The sequence below is a fragment of the Desulfobaculum xiamenense genome, assembly GCF_011927665.1.
GTDB lineage: Bacteria > Desulfobacterota > Desulfovibrionia > Desulfovibrionales > Desulfovibrionaceae > Desulfobaculum > Desulfobaculum xiamenense.
The window spans coordinates 237,685-256,307 of the sequence record NZ_JAATJA010000001.1; the positions used below are offsets into that span (position 1 = coordinate 237,685).

An 18,623-nucleotide genomic window follows, 5' to 3' on the forward strand; every position below is an offset into this window, starting at 1 on the left:
AGATGGGGCCGAGCGGCCCAAGCGAGCGAACCAACCGTGACATGTCTGGAGACGCCAAAAATGAGCAATAGCAAGGTAATTCTGAACGCCGAAGAGATAAGCCGGACCATGGAGCGTCTGGCCATGGAAATCAACGAGCGTCACGGGGACTGCAAGGAAGTCGCCATTCTCGGCATTCAGCGCCGTGGCGTGGACCTCGCCGCCCGCCTGCGTGCCGCGCTGGAGAAGCGGCTGGGTCAGGCGATTCCCTCCGGCCTGCTGGACATCAATCTCTACCGCGACGACTGGACCACCCTCGACGTGCAGCCGCAGATCAACAAGACGGAAATCCTTTTCGACATCGACGGAAAGGAGATTATCCTCGTGGACGACGTGCTGTTTACCGGCCGCACCATTCGCGCCGCGCTGGAGGCCATCCTCGATTTCGGCCGCCCCCGGCAGGTGGAGCTGATGGTCCTCGTGGACCGTGGGCATCGCGAACTGCCCATTCAGGCCGATTACGTCGGCAAGACCGTGGAGACCCGCCGTGGCGAGCACGTGGACGTCTATCTCGACGAACGCGACGGCAGGGAGATGGTCTGTCTGGTGGAGTAGGTATCCGATTTTCATCCTGTGCGCAGGAGTGGGGCCGTCGGCATTCGTGTCGGCGGCTTTTTTTGCGTTCAGTCCCTGTGCATCCAGATCATACGCAGCGGTTCGCCCCTGCGCTCCAGCTCGCGCAGCCAGTCGAGGTTGTGGGTGATGGACACGTAGGGCGATACGCGAAGCCGCAGGAGCGCGTCGCGGATGGTGCGCACCGGGCGGCGTGTCGCGCGGGGGCAGCCTTCCGGCGGCGGAGCGGTTTCCCCGGGGCAGGCAGCGATGTCCGCGATGAGGTCCACGTCGCCAAGCGCCCGTGCCCCGCGCAGATAGCTTCCGTATATCCATAGGCGCGTGGGTGCGAAGGCCGCGTCGGCCTCACAGTTCATACATTCCGCCTCGTCGATGACGCGGGCGATGATCTCCCGCGCCTGATGCATGGGGATGCGCCGTAGCGCCTTTTGCATGCGCAGGGCGTGGCCCTTGCGGGTGAGTTTCCAGAGGGCGGGCGGTGCGCCCTGCCATGGGTGCTTTTCGATGAACGCGCCATCGTGGAGCAGGCACAGGACCTTTCGGGTGCGATCCAGCGCATCGTGCGCCGTCGGTGAACGCTCGTCTCGCGCCTCGCCGCGCAGAAGCTCGCGCGCGGCGTTGACGTTGCGCCGCCGGGACGCGCCGGACCGATGTGGCGTTTCCGCCTGTTCGCCTTCGGTCTGCGTGTCCAGTTCGTCCAGCAACTGGTTCCGGAAGAGCCACGCGGCGAGTTCGGCCTCGTCGAAGGCTTTGAAGCCGATGCGCCGAAAGGCGTCGCGAATTCGTCGCCATGCGAGTCCGGGGATGGCGTCGGCGGAGAGGTCGATCTTTTCGTGGCCGGGTGCTGGAGTCATGCGGTCCGCCTTGGCTGGTGGTGGAGCCTTCATCCTATCGCATGCGGAAGCGGACGCAAGCCCGGCGAGGCTGCGCTGACGAGAAGGGCCGGGGCATCGTGCGATGTCCCGGCCCTGTTTCGTATCCGTCGGATAGTGCGGCGTGCGCGTGTTGGCGAACGTGTGGCGGGTCGGTCTACGCGCCCACGATCTCCGTGCCGATGCCCTCTTCGGTGAACAGCTCCAGAAGCAGGGAATTGGGCAGGCGGCCGTCGATGATCTGGGCCTTGCCGACGCCTTCGTCCACGGCTTCGATGCAGCATTTGACCTTGGGGATCATGCCGCCCTTGATGGTGCCGTCCCCGATGAGCTCCATGGCCCGCTTGCGGTCGAGGGAGGCGATGAGTTCCCCCGCCTTGTCGAGGATGCCGCTGACGTCTGTGAGCAACACGAAGCGGCGTGCGCCGACGGCACCGGCCACTGCCGAGGCCACGGTGTCCGCGTTGATGTTATACGTCTCGCCGTGCTCGTCCACGCCCACCGGCGCGATGACCGGGATGAATCCGTCGCGCATGAGCGAGCGGATGAGGGTGGGGTCGATGGCGGTGACCTCGCCCACGTGGCCAAGGTCGATGATCTCGGGCGGGAGGTTTTCGCGGTCCACGGCCAGTTCCAGCTTGCGGCAGGAGATGGTGCCGCCGTCCTTGCCGGAGAGGCCCACAGCCTTGCCGCCAGCGAGGTTCAACTGGGTGACGATTTCCTTGTTCACCTTGCCCGCGAGGACCATTTCCACCACATTCATGGTGGCGTCGTCCGTTACGCGCAGACCTTCGCGGAACTGGCAGGGGATGTTCAACTGTTCGAGCATGCGCCCGATCTGCGGGCCGCCGCCGTGGACGATGACCGGGTTGACCCCGATGTACTTGAGCAGCACCACGCACTTGGCGAAGGCCTGCTTGAGGGATTCGTCCTTCATGGCGTGCCCGCCGTACTTGATGACGATGGTCTGGCCGTAGAACTGCCTGATGTAGGGCAGGGCTTCGAGGAGAACGTCGGCCTTGAGCATGACGTGCTGGTCCACGGGGTGACTCCTTGGAGTGGACCGGCCCCTTGCGGGGCCGGGGAATCGGTGTCGGTTTAGAGGATGTAGCGCGAGAGGTCGCGGTCTTCCACGAGGTCTTCGAGGTGCTGCTTCACGTAGTCGCTGTCCACGACGACCTTCTGGCCGCTGCGGTCGGGCGCGTCGAAGGAGAGGTCCTGCAGCACGCGTTCGAGGATGGTGTACAGGCGGCGCGCGCCGATGTTCTCGGTTTCCTCGTTGATGCGCTGGGCGAAGGTCGCGAATTCCTCGATGGCGTCATCGGTGAATTCGAGGTTCAGGCCTTCGGTTTCCAGCAGTGCCTTGTACTGCACGGTCAGGGCGTTGCGCGGTTCCTTGAGGATGCGCACGAATTCCTTGCGGCCGAGGCTCTGAAGCTCCACACGCAGGGGGAAGCGGCCCTGAAGCTCGGGGATAAGGTCCGAGGGCTTGGAGAGGTGGAAGGCTCCGGCGGCGATGAACAGGATGTGGTCCGTGTGGATCATGCCGTATTTCGTGTTGACCACGCTGCCTTCCACGATGGGCAGCAGGTCGCGCTGGACGCCCTCGCGGGAGACGTCGGCGCTGTTGGACTGCTTGGCGGCGGAGGAGCAGACCTTGTCGATCTCGTCGATGAAGACGATGCCGCCCTGCTCCACGCGCTCGCGGGCGATTTCGGACACGCGGTCGCGGTCGATGAGCTTTTCGCTCTCTTCCTGCAACAGCACCTCGTAGGCCTCACGCACGTTCATGCGCTTGGTCTTCTTCTGCTGGGGCAGGAAGCGGCCCATCACGTCGCGCAGCTGCATTTCCATGTCTTCCATACCGGGCATGGCCATGACGCCGATGCCGGGGTTGGCGCTGGAGATTTCGATCTCCACCTGCCGATCGTCCAGCTTGCCTTGCCGCCACAGCTTGCGCAGCTTTTCGCGCGTGGAGTCGGTTTCGGGGCGCAGTTCGCCGTCGGGCGCGGCGGCATAGACCGGAGACGTGGCCGGGGTGGCGGGCTGGCCGCCGGGAAGCAGCAGGTCCAGCAGGCGCTCCTCGGCGTGCTTTTCGGCCTTCACGCGGACGCGTTCTGCTTCCTCGCGGTGGACGAGATTGATGGCGATTTCCATGAGGTCGCGGATCATGGATTCCACGTCGCGGCCCACATAGCCCACCTCGGTGAACTTGGAGGCCTCGACCTTGATGAACGGCGCACCAGCGAGGTTGGCGAGGCGGCGAGCGATCTCGGTTTTGCCCACGCCGGTGGGTCCGATCATGATGATGTTCTTGGGCGCGATCTCGTCGCGAAGTTCGGGGGTGACCTGCTGCCTGCGCCAGCGGTTGCGCATGGCGATGGCCACCATGCGTTTGGCGTCGTCCTGCCCGATGATGTAGCGGTCCAATTCGGAAACGATTTCTCTGGGGGTCAGAATTTGCACTGTTGGCTCCCTGCGGGCCGGATGGTGTCCGGCCTGCGAAGTCTAATTTTTATCCTGCGTTTCCAGGATGATGTGGTCGTTGGTGTACACGCAGATTTCCGAGGCGATGTGCAGCGCCTTGGTGGCGATGTCCGCTGCGGGGAGATCCGTGTTGCGCTTGAGGGCGCGGGCGGCGGCAAGGGCGTAGGGACCGCCGGAGCCGATGGCGACGACACCGTCGTCGGGTTCGATGACGTCGCCGTTGCCGGTGAGGACGAGCACGTTTTCCGCGTCGCCCACGATCATCATCGCTTCAAGTTTGCGCAGGTACTTGTCCATGCGCCATTCCTTGGCCAGCTCGACGCTTGCGCGCACGAGATTGCCGCCGAATTCTTCCAGCTTCGCCTCGAACCGCTCGAAGAGCGTGAAGGCATCGGCCGTGGAACCGGCAAAACCGGCGACGACCTTTCCGTTATACAGGCGGCGCACCTTGCGCGCGCCGTGCTTGAGGGCGACGTTCTGCCCGAAGGTGACCTGTCCGTCGCCTGCCATGGCGAGTCCGTCTCCGTTAAGGACGGCAAGTATGGTCGTGCCGCGTATTTCCATTGTATCCTCGCGTGTTGCGTGGTGAAGGAGCGCTGCTCCCGGTGTGGCTCAAGCGGGAGGACCGAGGACTTCCCGGCCCACGGCGAGCCATGTTTTTGCAGTGTCGCGTGAGAATATAACCATGGAAATCGAGTTGACTAGACCCTCGCGCAGGCTTTTGGCGATGGTTTTCAGCGCGATGCCCGCTGCGCGTTCGATGGGGAATCTGTAGACGCCGCAACTGATGGCGGGGAAATGCACGCAGGTCGCGCCGTGGGTGGCGGCCGCGAGAACGCTTTCGCGGTAGGCGGAGGCGAGGGTTTCGTCCTCGCCGTTGGTGCCGCCGCGCCAGATCGGGCCGACGGTGTGCACGACGAGGCGGGCGGACAGGCGAAATCCGGGGGTGACCACGGCCCGGCCCGGCGGCAACGTGCCGTCTTGCGCGATGATTTCCGCGCAGGCGCGCAGCAGTTCCGGGCCTGCCGCGTCGTGGATGGCACCGTCAACGCCGCCGCCACCGGCGAGGCGGCTATTGGCGGCGTTGACGATGGCGTCGGCCGTGGAGGTCGTGATGTCGCCGGTTTCGATCAAGAGGGTTCCGGAGCCTATGGTCCAAGTGGCGAGAGTCGTGATCATGCTGCCTCCCATGCGTCCGGGCGGAAGCGGCAGCTTCCGCGACGCGGCCTACCAGAATTCGGAGCGAGCCTCGTAGACCTTGCGCAGTTCGGCGAACGCCTCTTTCTGTGCGTCGCTCTTGGCGAAGGCTTCGGCCTTGTCCATGTGGAAGCGGGCCTGCTTCTTCTGCAAACCGTAGATGGCGGAGTAGGCCAGATGCAGGTGTCCATCGAAGAGCTGGCCGGATTCGCCGAGCACACGGCCGAGGTGGTACTGGACCTCGCTGTCCTCGGGGAGTTTGGCGAGGATGCGGCGGTAGGCCTTCACGGCGTTTTCCGTGTCGCCGCGGTCGCCCAGCAGGCGGGCGTGATAGAACAGGGCGAACAGGTCGCGCGGATTGAGCAGCACGGCCTTTTGCAGGTACAGGGCGGCGAGGTTCTGGTCGCCCTTCAGGTAGTGGAAGCGCCCGGCTTCGCGCAGGACGAGGGTGTCGTTTGGCGCGAGCTGCACGGCCTGCTCGAAGGCCGCGCGGGCCTCGGTGATGCGGTTCTCTCGCGCGTGGACGATGCCCTTGCCCATGGCGCTCAGCGCGCCGTTTTCGCCCTGCGGGACGTCGAAGGCCGCGAGGGCGACCTGCGGGTCGAGGTAGCGGGCGGTGATGAGCGCTTTGATGCGCAGGAAGCGCGTGTCGTCCAGGGGGCGCTTGCGGACCTCCGGGTCGAGTCCTTCGATCATGGTGTCGAGGTAGGAGACACGTTCCTCAACGGCTGGGTGGGTGCTGAGGTACTGCGGCATGTTGCCGCCACCGGCGAGCCATGACTTCTTCTTGATCTTCCTGAATGCCGAAACCATGCCCTCCGGGTTGTAGCCCGCGCCCACCAGATAGGTCAGGCCGGACTGGTCGGCCTCGCGTTCGTCCACGCGGCTGTAGTTCAGCATGGCCTGCGTTCCGCCCGCAAGCGAACCGTAGATGAGGGCCTCGCCCGCCTCGGCGGCATTGTTGCCGCCTGCCGCCACGCCGAGGAACATTCCGGCCAGCATTCCGGCCAGCATGCCCATTTGCGTCATCTGCTGCTGCTTGATGCGTCCGGCCAGATGCCGATGCGAGACGTGCGCGAGTTCGTGGGCGATGACGCCTGCCAACTCGGCTTCATGTTCGAAATTGGTGATGAGCCCCGTGAAGACGTAGACGTAGCCAGCCGGAGCGGCAAAGGCGTTGATGTTGTGGTTAAGCACCACGGAGGTGGTCAGTTCGAAGGGCATGGTGGGCACCTGCTCGCTGATGCGCTCCACGATGCCGCGCACGTAGTCCGCGATTTCGGGGTCTTCGATGATGGGTAGCCGGGCGCGCATGAGCGCGTTGTACTTCTCGCCTAGCTCCTTTTCCTTCTTGATGGGGAAGTCGCCGAAGATGTCCGCGGAGGCGGGGCGGACGGAGGCCAGCGGCCCAAGCGCGATGACGAGGGCCATGAACAGGCATATGGCCGCGCGGAGTCGACCGGCGGCAAAGGGGAACACGGTGTTTCGCATTCACGATTCCTTGTATGGGTTGCGCCCGCAGGTGGGCTGGTCACCAGCTATAGCGCAAAGCCGGGGGCGAGCCAAGAACGGCATGGTGGGGTAAGAGGCCGGGTGATCTCGGTCGGGAACCGAGCGGGCTGTGGAGCGGGCAGGCGGAACGAGGGACAGGCGCAAAGGTCCTCCATTCGCGGAAGAAAGGAAGACAACGGTCATTGTCACGTCGTGCACGGCACGACGCATCCTTGCGGTGCCCATGGCACGAGACGCGCCAATTCGAGAGTGGAATTTTTGGAGGCGTGATGCGGGGCCACATAAGAAAAGGCCGGGACGAAACACGCGTTTCGTCCCGGCCGGAAAGACAGATGCAGGCACGCGCGGGGCGCGCTACTTGTTCATCATGTCGAGGAATTCCTTGTTGCTCTTGGAGCCTTTCATCCTCTTGATGAGGAATTCCATGGAGTCGATGGGGTTCATGGGGGCGAGCACCTTGCGCAGAATCCACACGCGGTTGAGCACGTCGTCGGAGAGCAGCAGCTCTTCCTTGCGGGTGCCGGAGCGGTTGATGTCCAGCGCCGGGAACACGCGCTTCTCGGAGAGATGGCGGTCGAGGTAGATTTCGCAGTTGCCGGTGCCCTTGAACTCTTCAAAGATGACCTCGTCCATGCGCGAACCGGTGTCGATGAGCGCGGTGGCGATGATGGTCAGACTGCCGCCTTCCTCGACATTTCGCGCTGCGCCGAAGAAGCGCTTGGGGCGCTGGAGGGCGTTGGCATCGAGACCGCCGGACAGCACGCGGCCGGAGGACGGCGTGACGGCGTTGTAGGCGCGGCCGAGTCGGGTGATGGAGTCGAGCAGGATGACGACATCCCTCTTGCGCTCGACGAGGCGCTTGGCCTTTTCGAGAACCATCTCGGCGACCTGCACGTGGCGGGTCGGCGGTTCGTCGAAGGTGGAGCTGACGACTTCGGCGTCGACGGTGCGCTCCATATCGGTCACTTCCTCGGGGCGTTCGTCGATGAGCAGAACGATGAGGTAGGTGTCGGGGAAGTTGGCCTTGATGGAGTTGGCGACGGTCTGGAGGAGAACGGTCTTGCCGGTGCGGGGCGGGGCTACGATGATGGCGCGCTGTCCCTTGCCGATGGGGGCGAGAAGGTCGATGACTCTGGCGGAGAAGTTTTCCTTGCCGTTTTCGAGTCGGAAATGTTCGTTGGGGTAGACCGGGGTGAGGTTGTCGAAGAGGACGAGGGTCTTGGTGGCTTCGGGCTTCTCGAACCCGATCTCGCTGACCCGAAGCAGGGCGAAGTAGCGCTCGCCTTCCTTGGGGGGGCGGATCTGGCCCGTGATGACGTCGCCCTTTCGCAGGCCAAAGCGGCGAATCTGGGAGGGGGAGACGTAGATGTCATCGGGGCCGGGCATGTAGCTGTACATGGGGGACCGCAGGAAGCCGAAACCGTCGGGGAGTATCTCCAGCACGCCTTCGCCGTAGATGGACCCGTTCTGCGACGCGCAGGCCTTGAGCAGGGCGAATATAAGCTCCTGCTTGCGCAGTCCGCTGGGGTTTTCGATTTCGTATTCCGCTGCGAGCTCCATCAGCTCGGACATGCTTTTTGCTTTGAGTTCAGATTGGTGCATGGCCTTCTCCGTGGCACAGATATGGTACGCGGCCTGGTTCATCTTGCGATAGAGATGAACGCTTTAGTGACCGTGACGGGAAAACGTATGTGTATAGATTGTCCGTCGTGATTCGGTAAACATGAAGGGCATTCGGAACATGCGCCCGCATGTTGGCAACAAAGGTAAAGGCCTGTGAGGCGGAGCCGTACATAACGGCTCCGTTCCGCTTGACGAATGTCAGGAAGCGGATTGCAGGTCAGGCTTTACAAAATTAATTTATGAGAAAAAACGAGAAATGCAGCTGAAGTTTGCTGGGCGAAGTAGTAAAAAACTTGCGCATTGCTTTGATATAAAATTTTTAGCGCACACGTTGCATGATGGCAAGATTTTTTTACTGCTCTTCCTTTGATTCGAGAACATCTGAGAAGATCTCCTCGATCTGGGCGCGGACGACATCCTGCTCGGAACTGAGCGCATGGGCAAGCTCCAGCGTGAGCAGTCCCATGGCCTGTTCCAGCAGCCTGTGCTCGCCAAAGGACAATTCCTTGTCCTTGCCGATGAGCAGAAGCTCTTTGAGGACATAGGCGACATCGGCGAGGTCGCCGCTCTTGAGGTTTTCGGAGTACTCGCGGTAGCGGCGGTTCCAGTTCTGGCCGGAATAGCCGGTGAAGTCCGAACGATCCTTGAGCGACTCGATGATCGATTCGGCCTTTTCCTTCGAGCAGACGTGCCTGAGGCCAACGTTCGTGGCGTTCGAGACGGGGACCATCAGGGTGACGTTGTTGCTGAGGATGCGAACGTAATAGAATTCGGCAGTGGCTCCGCCGATTTCCTGTTCTGCAATACGTTCAACAACCCCAACGCCTTGAGCGGGGTAGACGACTAGTTCGTTTACTGAAAACACGTTACCTTATCTCCATGGACTCACAGTGAAGCACACAACAGTGGAAACCTACCCCAAAAGGCGTATTTAGTCTAGGTTTTCGGCAGCATCCGCCGAAGGCACAGCGTCGAAGCTGTTGATGTGCTGCACGGCGAAAGACATGCCGCGCCGCGCAAGTATTCCGATACCCTTGATGGCGGCATCAATTACAGCATTCGCAATGCCTGTCTCTTCCGCGTCCAGCGCGCCCAGCACATAGTCTCGCGTCGGCCCGTGTCCATCGGGGCGGCCCACGCCAAGGCGCAGGCGTACGAAATCCGCCGTTCCCAGATGTTCCACTATGGAATTGAGGCCATTGTGACCGGCCGTGCCGCCACCCTTCTTCAGCTTCATTTTGCCAAGCGGCAGGTCCATTTCGTCATGGGCGACGATGATGTCCGCAGGGGCGATGCCGAACTTTCGGCTGAGTCTGCCCACGGCCACGCCGCTCAGGTTCATGTAGGTCAGCGGCTTTGCGACGAGCCAGTGGGGTTTGGACTTGATGAGCGCACAGTCATGGACGATGCAGTCGTCCCACTGAACGGGCTTGGGGCATTGCTGCGGACCGCCAGCCTTTTCGATGAGCTGGTCGGCCAGCATGAAGCCGAAGTTGTGACGAGTATGTTCGTATTCCGGCCCAGGATTGCCAAGGCCGACGATGATACCTGCGTAATTTTTCATGCGTAACGCCACGTCTGCCGGAGTCCGTCCCTTGGGGCGGCTTCGGGGTTAGCGGGTGATGGAGGGCGAATCCGGCCAGTGTTGTGACCGTGAGGGCGAAAGGCAGGGAAGGGACGGATGGTCACCGGCAAATCGCAAGGCCCCGCGTGGCGGGGCCTTGCGTAGAATGCGGTGACTACTCTTCAGCCTCTTCCTTCTCAGCGCCCTTCATGATCAGGCGCAGGACGGCGAAGTTGTCGTCGTGGATGATCTTCACACCCTCGGGGAGGGCGAGATCTTCGATCTGCTTGGTCTCGTTGACCTGCATGGCGGTGATGTCGATATTGATGCTCTCGGGCAGGTTGCCGGGGAGGCACTCGATCACAGCGGAGGAACGGTAGATCTCAAGCTTGGCACCCATGGCCATGGCCGGGGCTCTGCCCACGATCTTCAGGGCCACGGTCACGCGAACGGGCTTGTTCATGTCCACGCCGAAGATGTCGAAGTGGGTGACCTCGGGCTTGAACGGGTGGCGGATCATCTCCTTGAAGATGGCGGGGCAGGCTTCCTTGCCCTCGATCTCAAGCGACACGAGCCTGGAGGTGCCGACCTGACCGAAAACCTTGTTCAGGGGCATTTCGGGGACCTGGATGAGGATGTTCTCTCCCTTGGAGTAGAAAACGCCGGGTACCATTTTCTGGGTACGCAGGGCGCGGCAGGAGCCCTTGCCGGTTTCCTCTCGCACGGCGGCTTTGAGCATAACCTGTTCAGACATGAGTATCTCCTTCAAGCTGTTCCCGCACGGCTCCATGGCGGGCCCGGCGGTGGTCATCAATTTTAGAAATGTTTAGACGAACAATACACTCACGGAAGATTCCGTGTGGATGTTGTGAATCGCCTTGCCAAGCAGGCTGGCCAGAGACACGACCTTGATCTTGGAGCATGCCTTGGCCTTCTCGCCCAGCGGAATGGAGTTGGTAACGATAACCTCGGAGTACTTGGACTTCTCGAGGCGCTCCACGGCAGGGCCGGAAAGAACCGGGTGGGTCGCGCAGGCCACAACTTCCTTCGCGCCGCTCTCCATGAGGACTTCCGCACCGGCACAGATGGTACCGGCGGTGTCGATCATGTCGTCGAGCACGATGGCGGTCTTGCCCTTCACGTCACCGATGACGTTCATGGCCTTGGCCTGGTTCGGAGCGTCGCGGCGCTTGTCGATGATGGCAAGGCCGGCGCCAAGACGCTTTGCATACGCACGGGCACGCTCGACGCCGCCTGCGTCCGGAGAGACGATGACGAGGTCGTTGTCGTGCTGGCGAAGATTGTCGAGCAGGGCCGGAGCTGCATAGAGGTTGTCCACGGGCAGGTTGAAGAAGCCCTGGATCTGTCCTGCGTGCAGGTCGACGGTAACGAGACGGTCGATACCGGCCACGGTAAGGAAGTCGGCCACGAGCTTGGCGGAAATGGGAGCGCGGGGAGCGACCTTGCGGTCCTGCCGGGCGTAGCCGTAGTAGGGCACCACGGCGGTCACGCGACCGACGCTGGCGCGCTTGAGGGCGTCAAGCAGGATGCACAGCTCCATGAGGTGGAAATTCACGGGAGCGCAGGTCGGCTGAACGACGAAGACATCGGCGCCACGAACGTTGGAGCCGATTTCCACGCGGATTTCACCGTCGCTGAAGGTGTCGGTGAGACACTGGGTGAGTTCGCAGCCCAGGTGGTTGCAAATCTCGGATGCAAGCTCGGGGTTTGCCGAGCCGGTCATGATTTTCAATTCGCCAATTGCCATCGTGGTTGTTCCTTGCAAGAAATAAAATATGGCTGGGGCGGAAGGATTCGAACCCTCGAATGACGGGACCAAAACCCGTTGCCTTAACCAACTTGGCTACACCCCAGCATCAGAAACTGTGAATGAATGCGGGGATGTTGTCCCGCCGGAATTCGTCCGCAGCGTGGGCGGCGTCCGTGTGCTGTCGGAACAGTCCGCACAGGCTCGCCCCGCTACCGCTCAAGACCGCCCCTGCCGCTCCGTTGCGGAGCAGTCGTTCCTTGAAGATGCGTAATTCCGGGAAGGACCCGAAGACCACGCCTTCGAAACTGTTGTGGAGCAGGAAATGAGAGCAGGGGAAGCACTTACCCGCACTCGTTCCGCATGTCAAGTATTCGGCCCCTTTTTCGCCTGGCCTGCCGCCGGGATGCGCCGCGTCCCACGCCCTGTATGCCCAGACTGTGGACACGTGGACGCGGGGACACAACAGTAGCAGAGTGAATCCCTTCAAATCAAGAGCCGTGGGGGTGAGGCGTTCGCCGATGCCCGTCGCCCATGCCGGTGAATCCTGAAGGAAGAAGGGGACATCCGCGCCGATACCCGCGGCGAGGGCGTTGAGTTTCTGCGCGTCGAGGGCCATGTTTCCGGCACGATCGTTGAGCAGGCGCAGCAGGCAGGCCGCATCCGAACTGCCGCCGCCAAGACCTGCGCCGGTGGGAATGCGCTTTTCGAGGTGCACTGCCGCGGCGGGGGCGAAGCCTGTGGCCTGCGCAAAGGCCCGGTAGGCGCGGGCGATGGTGTTGTCTTCGCCGCACAGGGCCTGATTGCCGCAGTCGATGCGGATGCCCGTTCCCGGGCCGAGGTCCACGGTGAGCGTGTCGGCCGGTTCCGGCAGCGGCACGAAGAGCGTGAGCAGGTCGTGGTATCCGTTCTCGCGCACGCCGGTGATGTCGAGGTAGAGGTTGACCTTGCATCCCGCCGTGAGGGTGATGTGTTCCCGATCGATGTTCATGACTTGCGGATTGTTTCCGAAAACGGCTTTGCTTTCAAGAGGATGCGTGGCGTGCGGCAAAAAAAAGGGAGGCCCGGATGGGGCCTCCCATATGTTTAATGACATGGGGCGTTTTATTCCGCCGGGAGCGTAATGGTGCGGAAGACGCTTTGTCCCTGACGCTGGATGAGCAGGAGCAACACGCCCTTCTTCATGGCGTCGCCGGACAGGATGGTTTTGAATTCGGCAACGGAGTTCACCAGCTGCTGGTTGGCCTGAATGATGACGTCTCCGGGGCGGATTTCGCCATCCTGCGCTGGAGAGCCTTCGGCAACGCCCGTCACGAGCAGGCCCTGCGGCGAATCCATGCCAAGCGCCTGCGCCTCGCGCGGGTCCACCGGGCGCAACGCGAGGCCAAGGGCCGCTTCGGGCTGTGCCTCGTCCGGCTGTTCAGCCTGCGCAAGCTCGCGGGTCTCGCGTTCGCCGAGGGTGACGCGGAGCTTCTTTTCACGGCCCGAGCGCCACACCGTCACGTCGATCTTCTCACCGGGGGCAAGACCCGCGATGCGGCGCAGCAGGGCGTTGGCGTCCTTGATGTCGTCCTTTTCGATCCGGATGATCACGTCACCGGCCTTCACGCCGGATTTTTCGGCGGGCTGGCCGGGAAGCACGGAGGCGATGAGCGCGCCACGCGGGCTGTCGAGCTCCAGCGCCTTGGCGGTGTTTTCGTCCACATCCTGAATGGTCACGCCGAGCCAGCCGCGCGAAACCTTCTGGTTGTCCTTGAGCTGGGCGATGACCTTCTTGGCCATGTTGGACGGGATGGCGAAGCCGATGCCCTGTCCGGAGGCGACGATGGCGGTGTTGATGCCGACGACGTCGCCATTCATGTTTAGGAGCGGACCACCGGAGTTGCCGGGATTGATGGAGGCGTCGGTCTGGATGAAGTCATCGAAGGGGCCGGAGCCGATGATGCGTCCCTTGGCGCTGACGATGCCCGCGGTGACGGTGTGGTCGAGACCGAAGGGGTTGCCGATGGCCACCACCCACTGGCCGACCTTGGTGCTGTCCGAGTCGCCGAAGGCGAGGGTGGGCAGCTTGGCGTCGGTCTTAATCTTGAGCAGCGCGAGGTCCGTATCCGGGTCGCGTCCGATGATCTCGGCCGGGTAGGGTTTTTGACCGCCCTGAAGATTGACGGACACCTCGTCGGCGTTGGCGATGACGTGGTTGTTGGTCACGATGAAACCGTCATCCGAAATGATGAAGCCGGAACCGAGGGAGCGTTCCTTGCGCGGGCGCTGATCCGGGCGCTGCTGGAAGTAGCGGTCGAACTGTTCGAAGAAGTCGTCGAAGGGGGTTCCGCGTTTGTGGAAGCGGAAGAACTCCTGCATCTGGTCTTCGCGCTTGACGATCTTGACCGTGCTTATGTTGACGACGGCGCCCCCCGCCTTTTCGGCGAGGTCGGTGAATTCGGGAAGGGCTGCGGCGGCCGCCTGGGAGGCGGCGATGACCAGCGCCAGAGCCAATGCGAGTATGCGGGGCATGTGGTGTCCGGGTTTCATGTTTTTCCTCCATTTGGAACGGTTCCACTTCCGGCCCCTCCTCGGGTGGGGGAAGCGGGAGTCATTTCGATACTATAAACTCTTTCCGTGGCCTGTAAACCGGCTGCACCTTTTTCCTGTTCAATACATGGATGGAATTTTTGGCTGCGCACAATTTGCACAAGCGGGGAAGATTCTTTCGATGTCTATTTAAACAATATATTCAATGTATTGCATGCTGATGTCGTGATGCAGGCGCGCGGGGCGGCGCGGTTGGCAAGCGTTGGCATGCGTGGCCTGTGACGTAGTGTAGTTGTTTTTTATTCAATGAATCCGATGAGTTGATTGAGCAATCGCGAAGGTGGGCAGGTGGTCGAAAACTGCTCGTGAAACACTGGACAAGCGGCTCGTCCTCATGTATTTCGCTCCGTCCGCACCCGATGGTCCGGGATCGTCCATCGCTTTACGCCCATTCTGCTTTCACGGACGGGGGCTTCGGCTTGCGGATGCAACAACATATCGAATGCAAAGGATTTTTTGAAATGTTCAATACTGTCGCGTTTGCCCTAATGGGCCTCGTCCTTGCGGCCGGTTCCGTTCTCCATGGCCTTCTGCTCATCCTTGTGCTGGCTGGTGCGGCGCATTTTTGTGGCGTGTTCCTGCGGCGGTCCCGCGCGGGCCTTGGTGCCTTTCCGGGAAACTGTGTCGTGCGACATGCGAAGCTCGCCGTGCCCGCGCTACTGGTGCTTCTCGCCGATGCGGCGGTGGCATACGTCGCCGTGCGTGGTATGGGGATATAGGCTGACGTCGGACGACATTCGCGGTGGCTGGCTTGCGCTGGTCATGCGGCGCGCGTTGGCGGTGTCGAATTGGCGTGCATGATTGATTCTGTTGCCGGTTGGCGGCGGATAGCGCATTTCGCCAATGACGAGAATCGCGAGCATCCGGCTGACTGGTCATCTGCGCCTCGGCGCGGTTTGTTCTCGCGTTTGCGAGGGCCGATGCGGTCTCCTGCGGGAAAAAAGCCCCCCATGGATAGAAAAACATTGCGTTCTCTGCGATAGTTGGGTAGTTCAAACGCCCTCGGGCATTGGTTGTTTGCCGTATGCGCGAGATGTTTGGCCCCGTAGCTCAGTTGGATAGAGCGACCGCCTCCTAAGCGGTAGGCCACAGGTTCGATTCCTGTCGGGGCCACCATTCGACATTTAAGCCGGATTCAGGGTTTTTCTGAATCCGGCTTTTCTTTTGCTCTTCGTTTGTCTTCCCCCTGCCTTTGCGTCACGCCGTATCCTGCAAGTCCTTGTATATGATGCACGTCTTCTTCTTTCGGGGACAACCTTGGCGCGCTCTTTCGTCACAGCATTGGTGCGCGTGTGCGTCCGTGCTGTTCCTTATTCGGTCGAGGCTGAAAAAGGTTTGTTTGACAAAAGTGTGTACGGCCATTTGGGGCGGCCGCGCGAGGAGGCTGGCTGGGCGGCGCGCGTAAGGGTTTACCAAAAGGTATGCCGGGGGAGCGACGCGAGGATGGCGGGGCGCATCAGTGTGAAGTGCACAGGGTGTAAGAGATGGTCCCGTGAGTGGCGTCGGTCTGTTCGCTGACGGCGGTCGGAGTGTGGAGGGGCGGATGTCCACGTCGAGTAGGTTGATGAAAAGTGTTGGTGAATGGGCGCGATTGGGACTTGATGGGCGCGCAGGGATGAGGCGGAGGTGGTGTGGGTGCGGTGGGTGCGGTGGGGAAAAGACGCAAAACGGAATCGGAAGAGGCTCATCGCCGCGTGTTTCCATTCATGCGGTGAAGTAGTCATGGAGCGTCTCGGGGCTTGGTCGAGGAACTCGGGCAGTGTTGTTCGGTGAGCGGGTGATGTCATTTTTTACCAAGATTGGCAGAGTCTGTTCGGGGCCAAAAAAAAATGCGAAATCTTGTCGATTTCGCCAAAATTGGAAATCTTTCGCTTGCCACGTTCTGGCTTTTGGTGCATGAAGAATCGTTCATGTTATCGAGGGTCCGCCAGATTTCGTCAGGCGACCCATGGGCGTCGTGCCCGAGGGGTTCTTTCGAGACAATTTGGGACAACTTCATATTCTGAATCCGGAGGAAGAGCATGAAACGCGTTATGACCATCCTGTGCGCCATGGCTGTTGCCTTTGCCATGAGCTCCACCGCCTTTGCAGGCAAGCTGGTTGTTGGTACCGACACCAACTTCCCGCCCTTCGAGTTCAAAGATCCCGATTCCGGCAAGCACACCGGTTTCGACGTTGAACTCTGGGATGCCATCGCCAAGGAGATCGGTGCCGAGTACGACCTGCAGCCCATGGACTTTAACGGCATCATTCCCGGTCTCCAGACCGGACAGCTCGACGCCGGCATCGCAGGTATGACCATCAAGCCCGAACGCGCCGAAGTCATCGACTTCTCCGACGGTTACTACAATTCCGGCCTGCTCATCCTCGTGCGCTCTGACAACGAGGACGTGAACAAGATCGAAGATCTCGCCGGAAAGGTTGTCTCCACCAAGCTGGCCACCACCAGCGCCGATCTCGTGAAAGAACGCGCCAACGCCAAGGACGTGAAGCTCTTCCCCAACAATGACGCCATGTTCATGGAGCTGCTGTCCGGCGGCGCCGACGCCGTGGTGTTCGACTCCCCGGTCGTGGCCGACTTCATGCGCAAGGCTGGCAAGGGTCAGGTGAAGGTCGTTGGCCCCCTGTACCACGGTCAGGCCTACGGCATCGGCTTCCCCAAGGGCAGCCCGCTTGTCGCCAAGGTCAATGCCGCCCTCAAGAGCCTGAAGGATTCCGGCAAGTACCGCGACCTGTACATCAAGTGGTTCGGCACCGAGCCGCGCTAAATCTCCCTGTTTATCGATACACAGCGGGGGCGGCCACCTGTGCGCCGCCCCCGGCATTTTTGGAAAACGCAACAAGTGGTGCTTTATGGCTTTCAATTTTGACCCCAGCGTAATGGTGACGACCCTGCCCCAGCTCATGCGTGGTGTGCATCTCACCATCATCCTGACTCTCGGGGGCCTGTCCCTGGGCTTCATCCTCGGCACTGTCGCAGGCCTTCTGAAACTCTCCAAGAGTTTCGCACTGCGCAAGGCCGCAGGTTTCTATATTGAAATTATTCGCGGCACGCCCATGCTCGTGCAGGCGATGTTCCTGTACTTCGGTTTGCCCATGGCACTGGGATTGCGCATTCCGCCCATCGTGGCGGGCATTATCGTCATCGCCGTCAATTCCGGCGCGTACATCGCGGAAATCGTGCGCGGCGCGGTCCAGTCCATCGACCCCGGCCAGATGGAGGCCGGTCGTTCCATCGGTCTTACCCGCGGTCAGACCATGCGCTACATCATCTGGCCGCAGGCCTTCAAACGCATGATTCCGCCGCTAGGCAACCAGTTCATCATTAGTCTCAAGGATACCTCCCTGCTCATGGTCATCGGCGTGTCCGAGCTGATGCGTACGGGACAGGAAATCACGGCAGTGAACTTTCGGGCCTTCGAAGTCTACATGACTGTCGGCCTCGTCTATCTGGCAATGACCCTTACGATCGCCCGGTGCCTGCGCCACGTTGAAAAGCGCATGGCTTCCCGCTAGCGACCGGGGGAGATACATAGATGATCAAGATTACCAATCTGTGCAAGAAATTCGGCGACCTCGAAGTCATCCGCGGCATTGATCTGCATGTGAAGACCGGCGAAGTCGTCGTCATCATAGGACCCTCGGGTTCCGGCAAGTCCACCGTGCTGCGCTGCATCAACAAGCTTGAGCAGCCCACTTCCGGCACCATCGTCGTCGACGGCCATGACATCATGGACCCGAAGACGGACATCAACTATGTCCGCTCCGAGGCGGGCATGGTGTTCCAGCAGTTCAACCTTTTCCCGCACATGACCGCGCTGGAGAACGTGACCCTCGGTCCGGTGAAGGTTCGCAAGATGCCCCGGCTGGATGCTGATTCGCTGGGCATGCGCCTTCTGGACAAGGTGGGCCTCGCCAGCAAGGCTTCCGCATATCCGAATCAGCTTTCCGGCGGTCAGAAGCAGCGCGTGGCCATCGCCCGTGCGCTGGCCCTGCAGCCCAAGGTCATCCTCTTTGACGAGCCGACCTCTGCGCTGGACCCCGAACTCGTCGGCGAAGTGCTGGAAGTCATGAAGAAGCTCGCTCGCGAGGGCATGACCATGGTCGTCGTTACCCACGAGATGGGTTTCGCCAAGGAAGTGGCCGATCGCGTCATCTTCTTCGATCAGGGCCGCATTCAGGAGGAGAACGAGCCGAAGCAGTTCTTCGCGAATCCCAAGAACGAGCGCCTGCGCGATTTCATCGGAAAGGTCGTCGGCCACGATTAGGCTGGGACCCCGCAACGAGACGATACGAAGGCCGATTCCCTTGGGGAATCGGCCTTTTTCGTGAGCTCGGGAGAGTTGTGGGTGATGCGATATTCTGGTAACGCTGCGGACACAACTCGATAGATCAG

Annotated in this window: 18 protein-coding genes and 2 tRNA genes; 6 read left to right on the top strand and 14 right to left on the bottom strand. The window is 61.4% G+C overall.

Annotated features, from left to right (window positions below; all coding sequences use genetic code 11):
• The first annotated feature begins 60 nt into the window (after nucleotides 1–60).
• The gene (gene pyrR / locus GGQ74_RS01040; RefSeq protein ID WP_167939697.1) at nucleotides 61–594 is read left to right on the top strand and encodes a bifunctional pyr operon transcriptional regulator/uracil phosphoribosyltransferase PyrR; all 534 of its coding nucleotides are present in this window, start codon (nucleotides 61–63) and stop codon (nucleotides 592–594) included.
• A gap of 68 nt (nucleotides 595–662) precedes the next feature.
• On the opposite strand, the gene GGQ74_RS01045 is transcribed toward pyrR, so the two are convergent.
• From GGQ74_RS01045 to GGQ74_RS01110, 14 genes are all read right to left on the bottom strand, one after another.
• Complete coding sequence (locus GGQ74_RS01045) at nucleotides 663–1,466, bottom strand: hypothetical protein (RefSeq protein ID WP_167939698.1); 804 nt, start codon at nucleotides 1,464–1,466, stop codon at nucleotides 663–665.
• A gap of 175 nt (nucleotides 1,467–1,641) precedes the next feature.
• Nucleotides 1,642–2,511, bottom strand: a complete 870-nt coding sequence (gene argB, locus GGQ74_RS01050) for an acetylglutamate kinase (protein ID WP_167940958.1) — start codon at nucleotides 2,509–2,511, stop codon at nucleotides 1,642–1,644.
• Nucleotides 2,512–2,582: 71 nt separating this feature from the next.
• The gene (gene hslU / locus GGQ74_RS01055; protein ID WP_167939699.1) at nucleotides 2,583–3,950 is read right to left on the bottom strand and encodes an ATP-dependent protease ATPase subunit HslU; all 1,368 of its coding nucleotides are present in this window, start codon (nucleotides 3,948–3,950) and stop codon (nucleotides 2,583–2,585) included.
• 42 nt (nucleotides 3,951–3,992) lie between these two features.
• Nucleotides 3,993–4,535, bottom strand: a complete 543-nt coding sequence (hslV, locus tag GGQ74_RS01060) for an ATP-dependent protease subunit HslV (protein ID WP_167939700.1) — start codon at nucleotides 4,533–4,535, stop codon at nucleotides 3,993–3,995.
• Nucleotides 4,536–4,583: 48 nt separating this feature from the next.
• A complete protein-coding gene (locus GGQ74_RS01065; RefSeq protein ID WP_209280044.1) occupies nucleotides 4,584–5,150 on the bottom strand; it encodes a macro domain-containing protein in 567 nt (188 codons plus the stop codon).
• 48 nt (nucleotides 5,151–5,198) lie between these two features.
• Nucleotides 5,199–6,659, bottom strand: coding sequence for a M48 family metallopeptidase (locus GGQ74_RS01070; protein ID WP_167939701.1), 1,461 nt, complete (start codon nucleotides 6,657–6,659; stop codon nucleotides 5,199–5,201).
• A 375-nt stretch (nucleotides 6,660–7,034) separates the two neighbouring features.
• Nucleotides 7,035–8,282 (bottom strand): transcription termination factor Rho, encoded by a 1,248-nt coding sequence (rho, locus tag GGQ74_RS01075; protein WP_167939702.1) that lies wholly within the window; start codon nucleotides 8,280–8,282, stop codon nucleotides 7,035–7,037.
• 373 nt (nucleotides 8,283–8,655) lie between these two features.
• Entirely contained in the window at nucleotides 8,656–9,168 is a 513-nt protein-coding gene (locus GGQ74_RS01080; protein WP_167939703.1) for a CarD family transcriptional regulator, read from the bottom strand.
• A 66-nt stretch (nucleotides 9,169–9,234) separates the two neighbouring features.
• Nucleotides 9,235–9,867 (bottom strand): aminoacyl-tRNA hydrolase, encoded by a 633-nt coding sequence (gene pth, locus GGQ74_RS01085; protein WP_167939704.1) that lies wholly within the window; start codon nucleotides 9,865–9,867, stop codon nucleotides 9,235–9,237.
• A 175-nt stretch (nucleotides 9,868–10,042) separates the two neighbouring features.
• Nucleotides 10,043–10,621 carry a 50S ribosomal protein L25 gene (locus GGQ74_RS01090; protein ID WP_167939705.1) on the bottom strand — a complete coding sequence of 193 codons (579 nt, stop codon included), beginning with the start codon at nucleotides 10,619–10,621 and terminating at the stop codon, nucleotides 10,043–10,045.
• A gap of 72 nt (nucleotides 10,622–10,693) precedes the next feature.
• Entirely contained in the window at nucleotides 10,694–11,635 is a 942-nt protein-coding gene (locus tag GGQ74_RS01095) for a ribose-phosphate diphosphokinase (protein ID WP_167939706.1), read from the bottom strand.
• Nucleotides 11,636–11,664: 29 nt separating this feature from the next.
• Nucleotides 11,665–11,741 (bottom strand) — tRNA-Gln (locus GGQ74_RS01100).
• A gap of 3 nt (nucleotides 11,742–11,744) precedes the next feature.
• Complete coding sequence (gene ispE / locus GGQ74_RS01105) at nucleotides 11,745–12,626, bottom strand: 4-(cytidine 5'-diphospho)-2-C-methyl-D-erythritol kinase (protein ID WP_167939707.1); 882 nt, start codon at nucleotides 12,624–12,626, stop codon at nucleotides 11,745–11,747.
• 113 nt (nucleotides 12,627–12,739) lie between these two features.
• The gene (locus tag GGQ74_RS01110) at nucleotides 12,740–14,149 is read right to left on the bottom strand and encodes a DegQ family serine endoprotease (protein WP_167939708.1); all 1,410 of its coding nucleotides are present in this window, start codon (nucleotides 14,147–14,149) and stop codon (nucleotides 12,740–12,742) included.
• 539 nt (nucleotides 14,150–14,688) lie between these two features.
• Between GGQ74_RS01110 and GGQ74_RS01115 the strand changes: the two genes are divergently transcribed.
• From GGQ74_RS01115 to GGQ74_RS01135, 5 genes are all read left to right on the top strand, one after another.
• A complete protein-coding gene (locus GGQ74_RS01115; RefSeq protein ID WP_167939709.1) occupies nucleotides 14,689–14,946 on the top strand; it encodes a hypothetical protein in 258 nt (85 codons plus the stop codon).
• Nucleotides 14,947–15,266: 320 nt separating this feature from the next.
• Nucleotides 15,267–15,343: transfer RNA gene (locus GGQ74_RS01120), tRNA-Arg, on the top strand.
• A gap of 905 nt (nucleotides 15,344–16,248) precedes the next feature.
• Nucleotides 16,249–16,995 (top strand): glutamine ABC transporter substrate-binding protein GlnH, encoded by a 747-nt coding sequence (glnH, locus tag GGQ74_RS01125; protein WP_167939710.1) that lies wholly within the window; start codon nucleotides 16,249–16,251, stop codon nucleotides 16,993–16,995.
• Nucleotides 16,996–17,080: 85 nt separating this feature from the next.
• Nucleotides 17,081–17,743: an amino acid ABC transporter permease gene (locus GGQ74_RS01130; protein ID WP_167939711.1), complete on the top strand. Its 663-nt coding sequence runs from the start codon at nucleotides 17,081–17,083 to the stop codon at nucleotides 17,741–17,743.
• Nucleotides 17,744–17,763: 20 nt separating this feature from the next.
• Nucleotides 17,764–18,495, top strand: coding sequence for an amino acid ABC transporter ATP-binding protein (locus GGQ74_RS01135; RefSeq protein ID WP_167939712.1), 732 nt, complete (start codon nucleotides 17,764–17,766; stop codon nucleotides 18,493–18,495).
• Nucleotides 18,496–18,623: the final 128 nt, after the last annotated feature.

Bases quoted from the DNA above. Each gene is read 5' to 3' on its own strand.
- glnH (WP_167939710.1), top strand. From the start codon at position 16,249: ATGAAACGCGTTATGACCATCCTGTGCGCCATGGCTGTTGCCTTTGCC.
- argB (WP_167940958.1), bottom strand. From the start codon at position 2,511: ATGCTCAAGGCCGACGTTCTCCTCGAAGCCCTGCCCTACATCAGGCAG.
- GGQ74_RS01130 (WP_167939711.1), top strand. From the start codon at position 17,081: ATGGCTTTCAATTTTGACCCCAGCGTAATGGTGACGACCCTGCCCCAG.
- GGQ74_RS01070 (WP_167939701.1), bottom strand. From the start codon at position 6,659: ATGCGAAACACCGTGTTCCCCTTTGCCGCCGGTCGACTCCGCGCGGCC.
- GGQ74_RS01045 (WP_167939698.1), bottom strand. From the start codon at position 1,466: ATGACTCCAGCACCCGGCCACGAAAAGATCGACCTCTCCGCCGACGCC.
- GGQ74_RS01135 (WP_167939712.1), top strand. From the start codon at position 17,764: ATGATCAAGATTACCAATCTGTGCAAGAAATTCGGCGACCTCGAAGTC.
- pyrR (WP_167939697.1), top strand. From the start codon at position 61: ATGAGCAATAGCAAGGTAATTCTGAACGCCGAAGAGATAAGCCGGACC.
- GGQ74_RS01095 (WP_167939706.1), bottom strand. From the start codon at position 11,635: ATGGCAATTGGCGAATTGAAAATCATGACCGGCTCGGCAAACCCCGAG.
- GGQ74_RS01115 (WP_167939709.1), top strand. From the start codon at position 14,689: ATGTTCAATACTGTCGCGTTTGCCCTAATGGGCCTCGTCCTTGCGGCC.
- rho (WP_167939702.1), bottom strand. From the start codon at position 8,282: ATGCACCAATCTGAACTCAAAGCAAAAAGCATGTCCGAGCTGATGGAG.
- GGQ74_RS01090 (WP_167939705.1), bottom strand. From the start codon at position 10,621: ATGTCTGAACAGGTTATGCTCAAAGCCGCCGTGCGAGAGGAAACCGGC.
- hslV (WP_167939700.1), bottom strand. From the start codon at position 4,535: ATGGAAATACGCGGCACGACCATACTTGCCGTCCTTAACGGAGACGGA.
- GGQ74_RS01110 (WP_167939708.1), bottom strand. From the start codon at position 14,149: ATGCCCCGCATACTCGCATTGGCTCTGGCGCTGGTCATCGCCGCCTCC.
- GGQ74_RS01065 (WP_209280044.1), bottom strand. From the start codon at position 5,150: ATGATCACGACTCTCGCCACTTGGACCATAGGCTCCGGAACCCTCTTG.
- pth (WP_167939704.1), bottom strand. From the start codon at position 9,867: ATGAAAAATTACGCAGGTATCATCGTCGGCCTTGGCAATCCTGGGCCG.
- ispE (WP_167939707.1), bottom strand. From the start codon at position 12,626: ATGAACATCGATCGGGAACACATCACCCTCACGGCGGGATGCAAGGTC.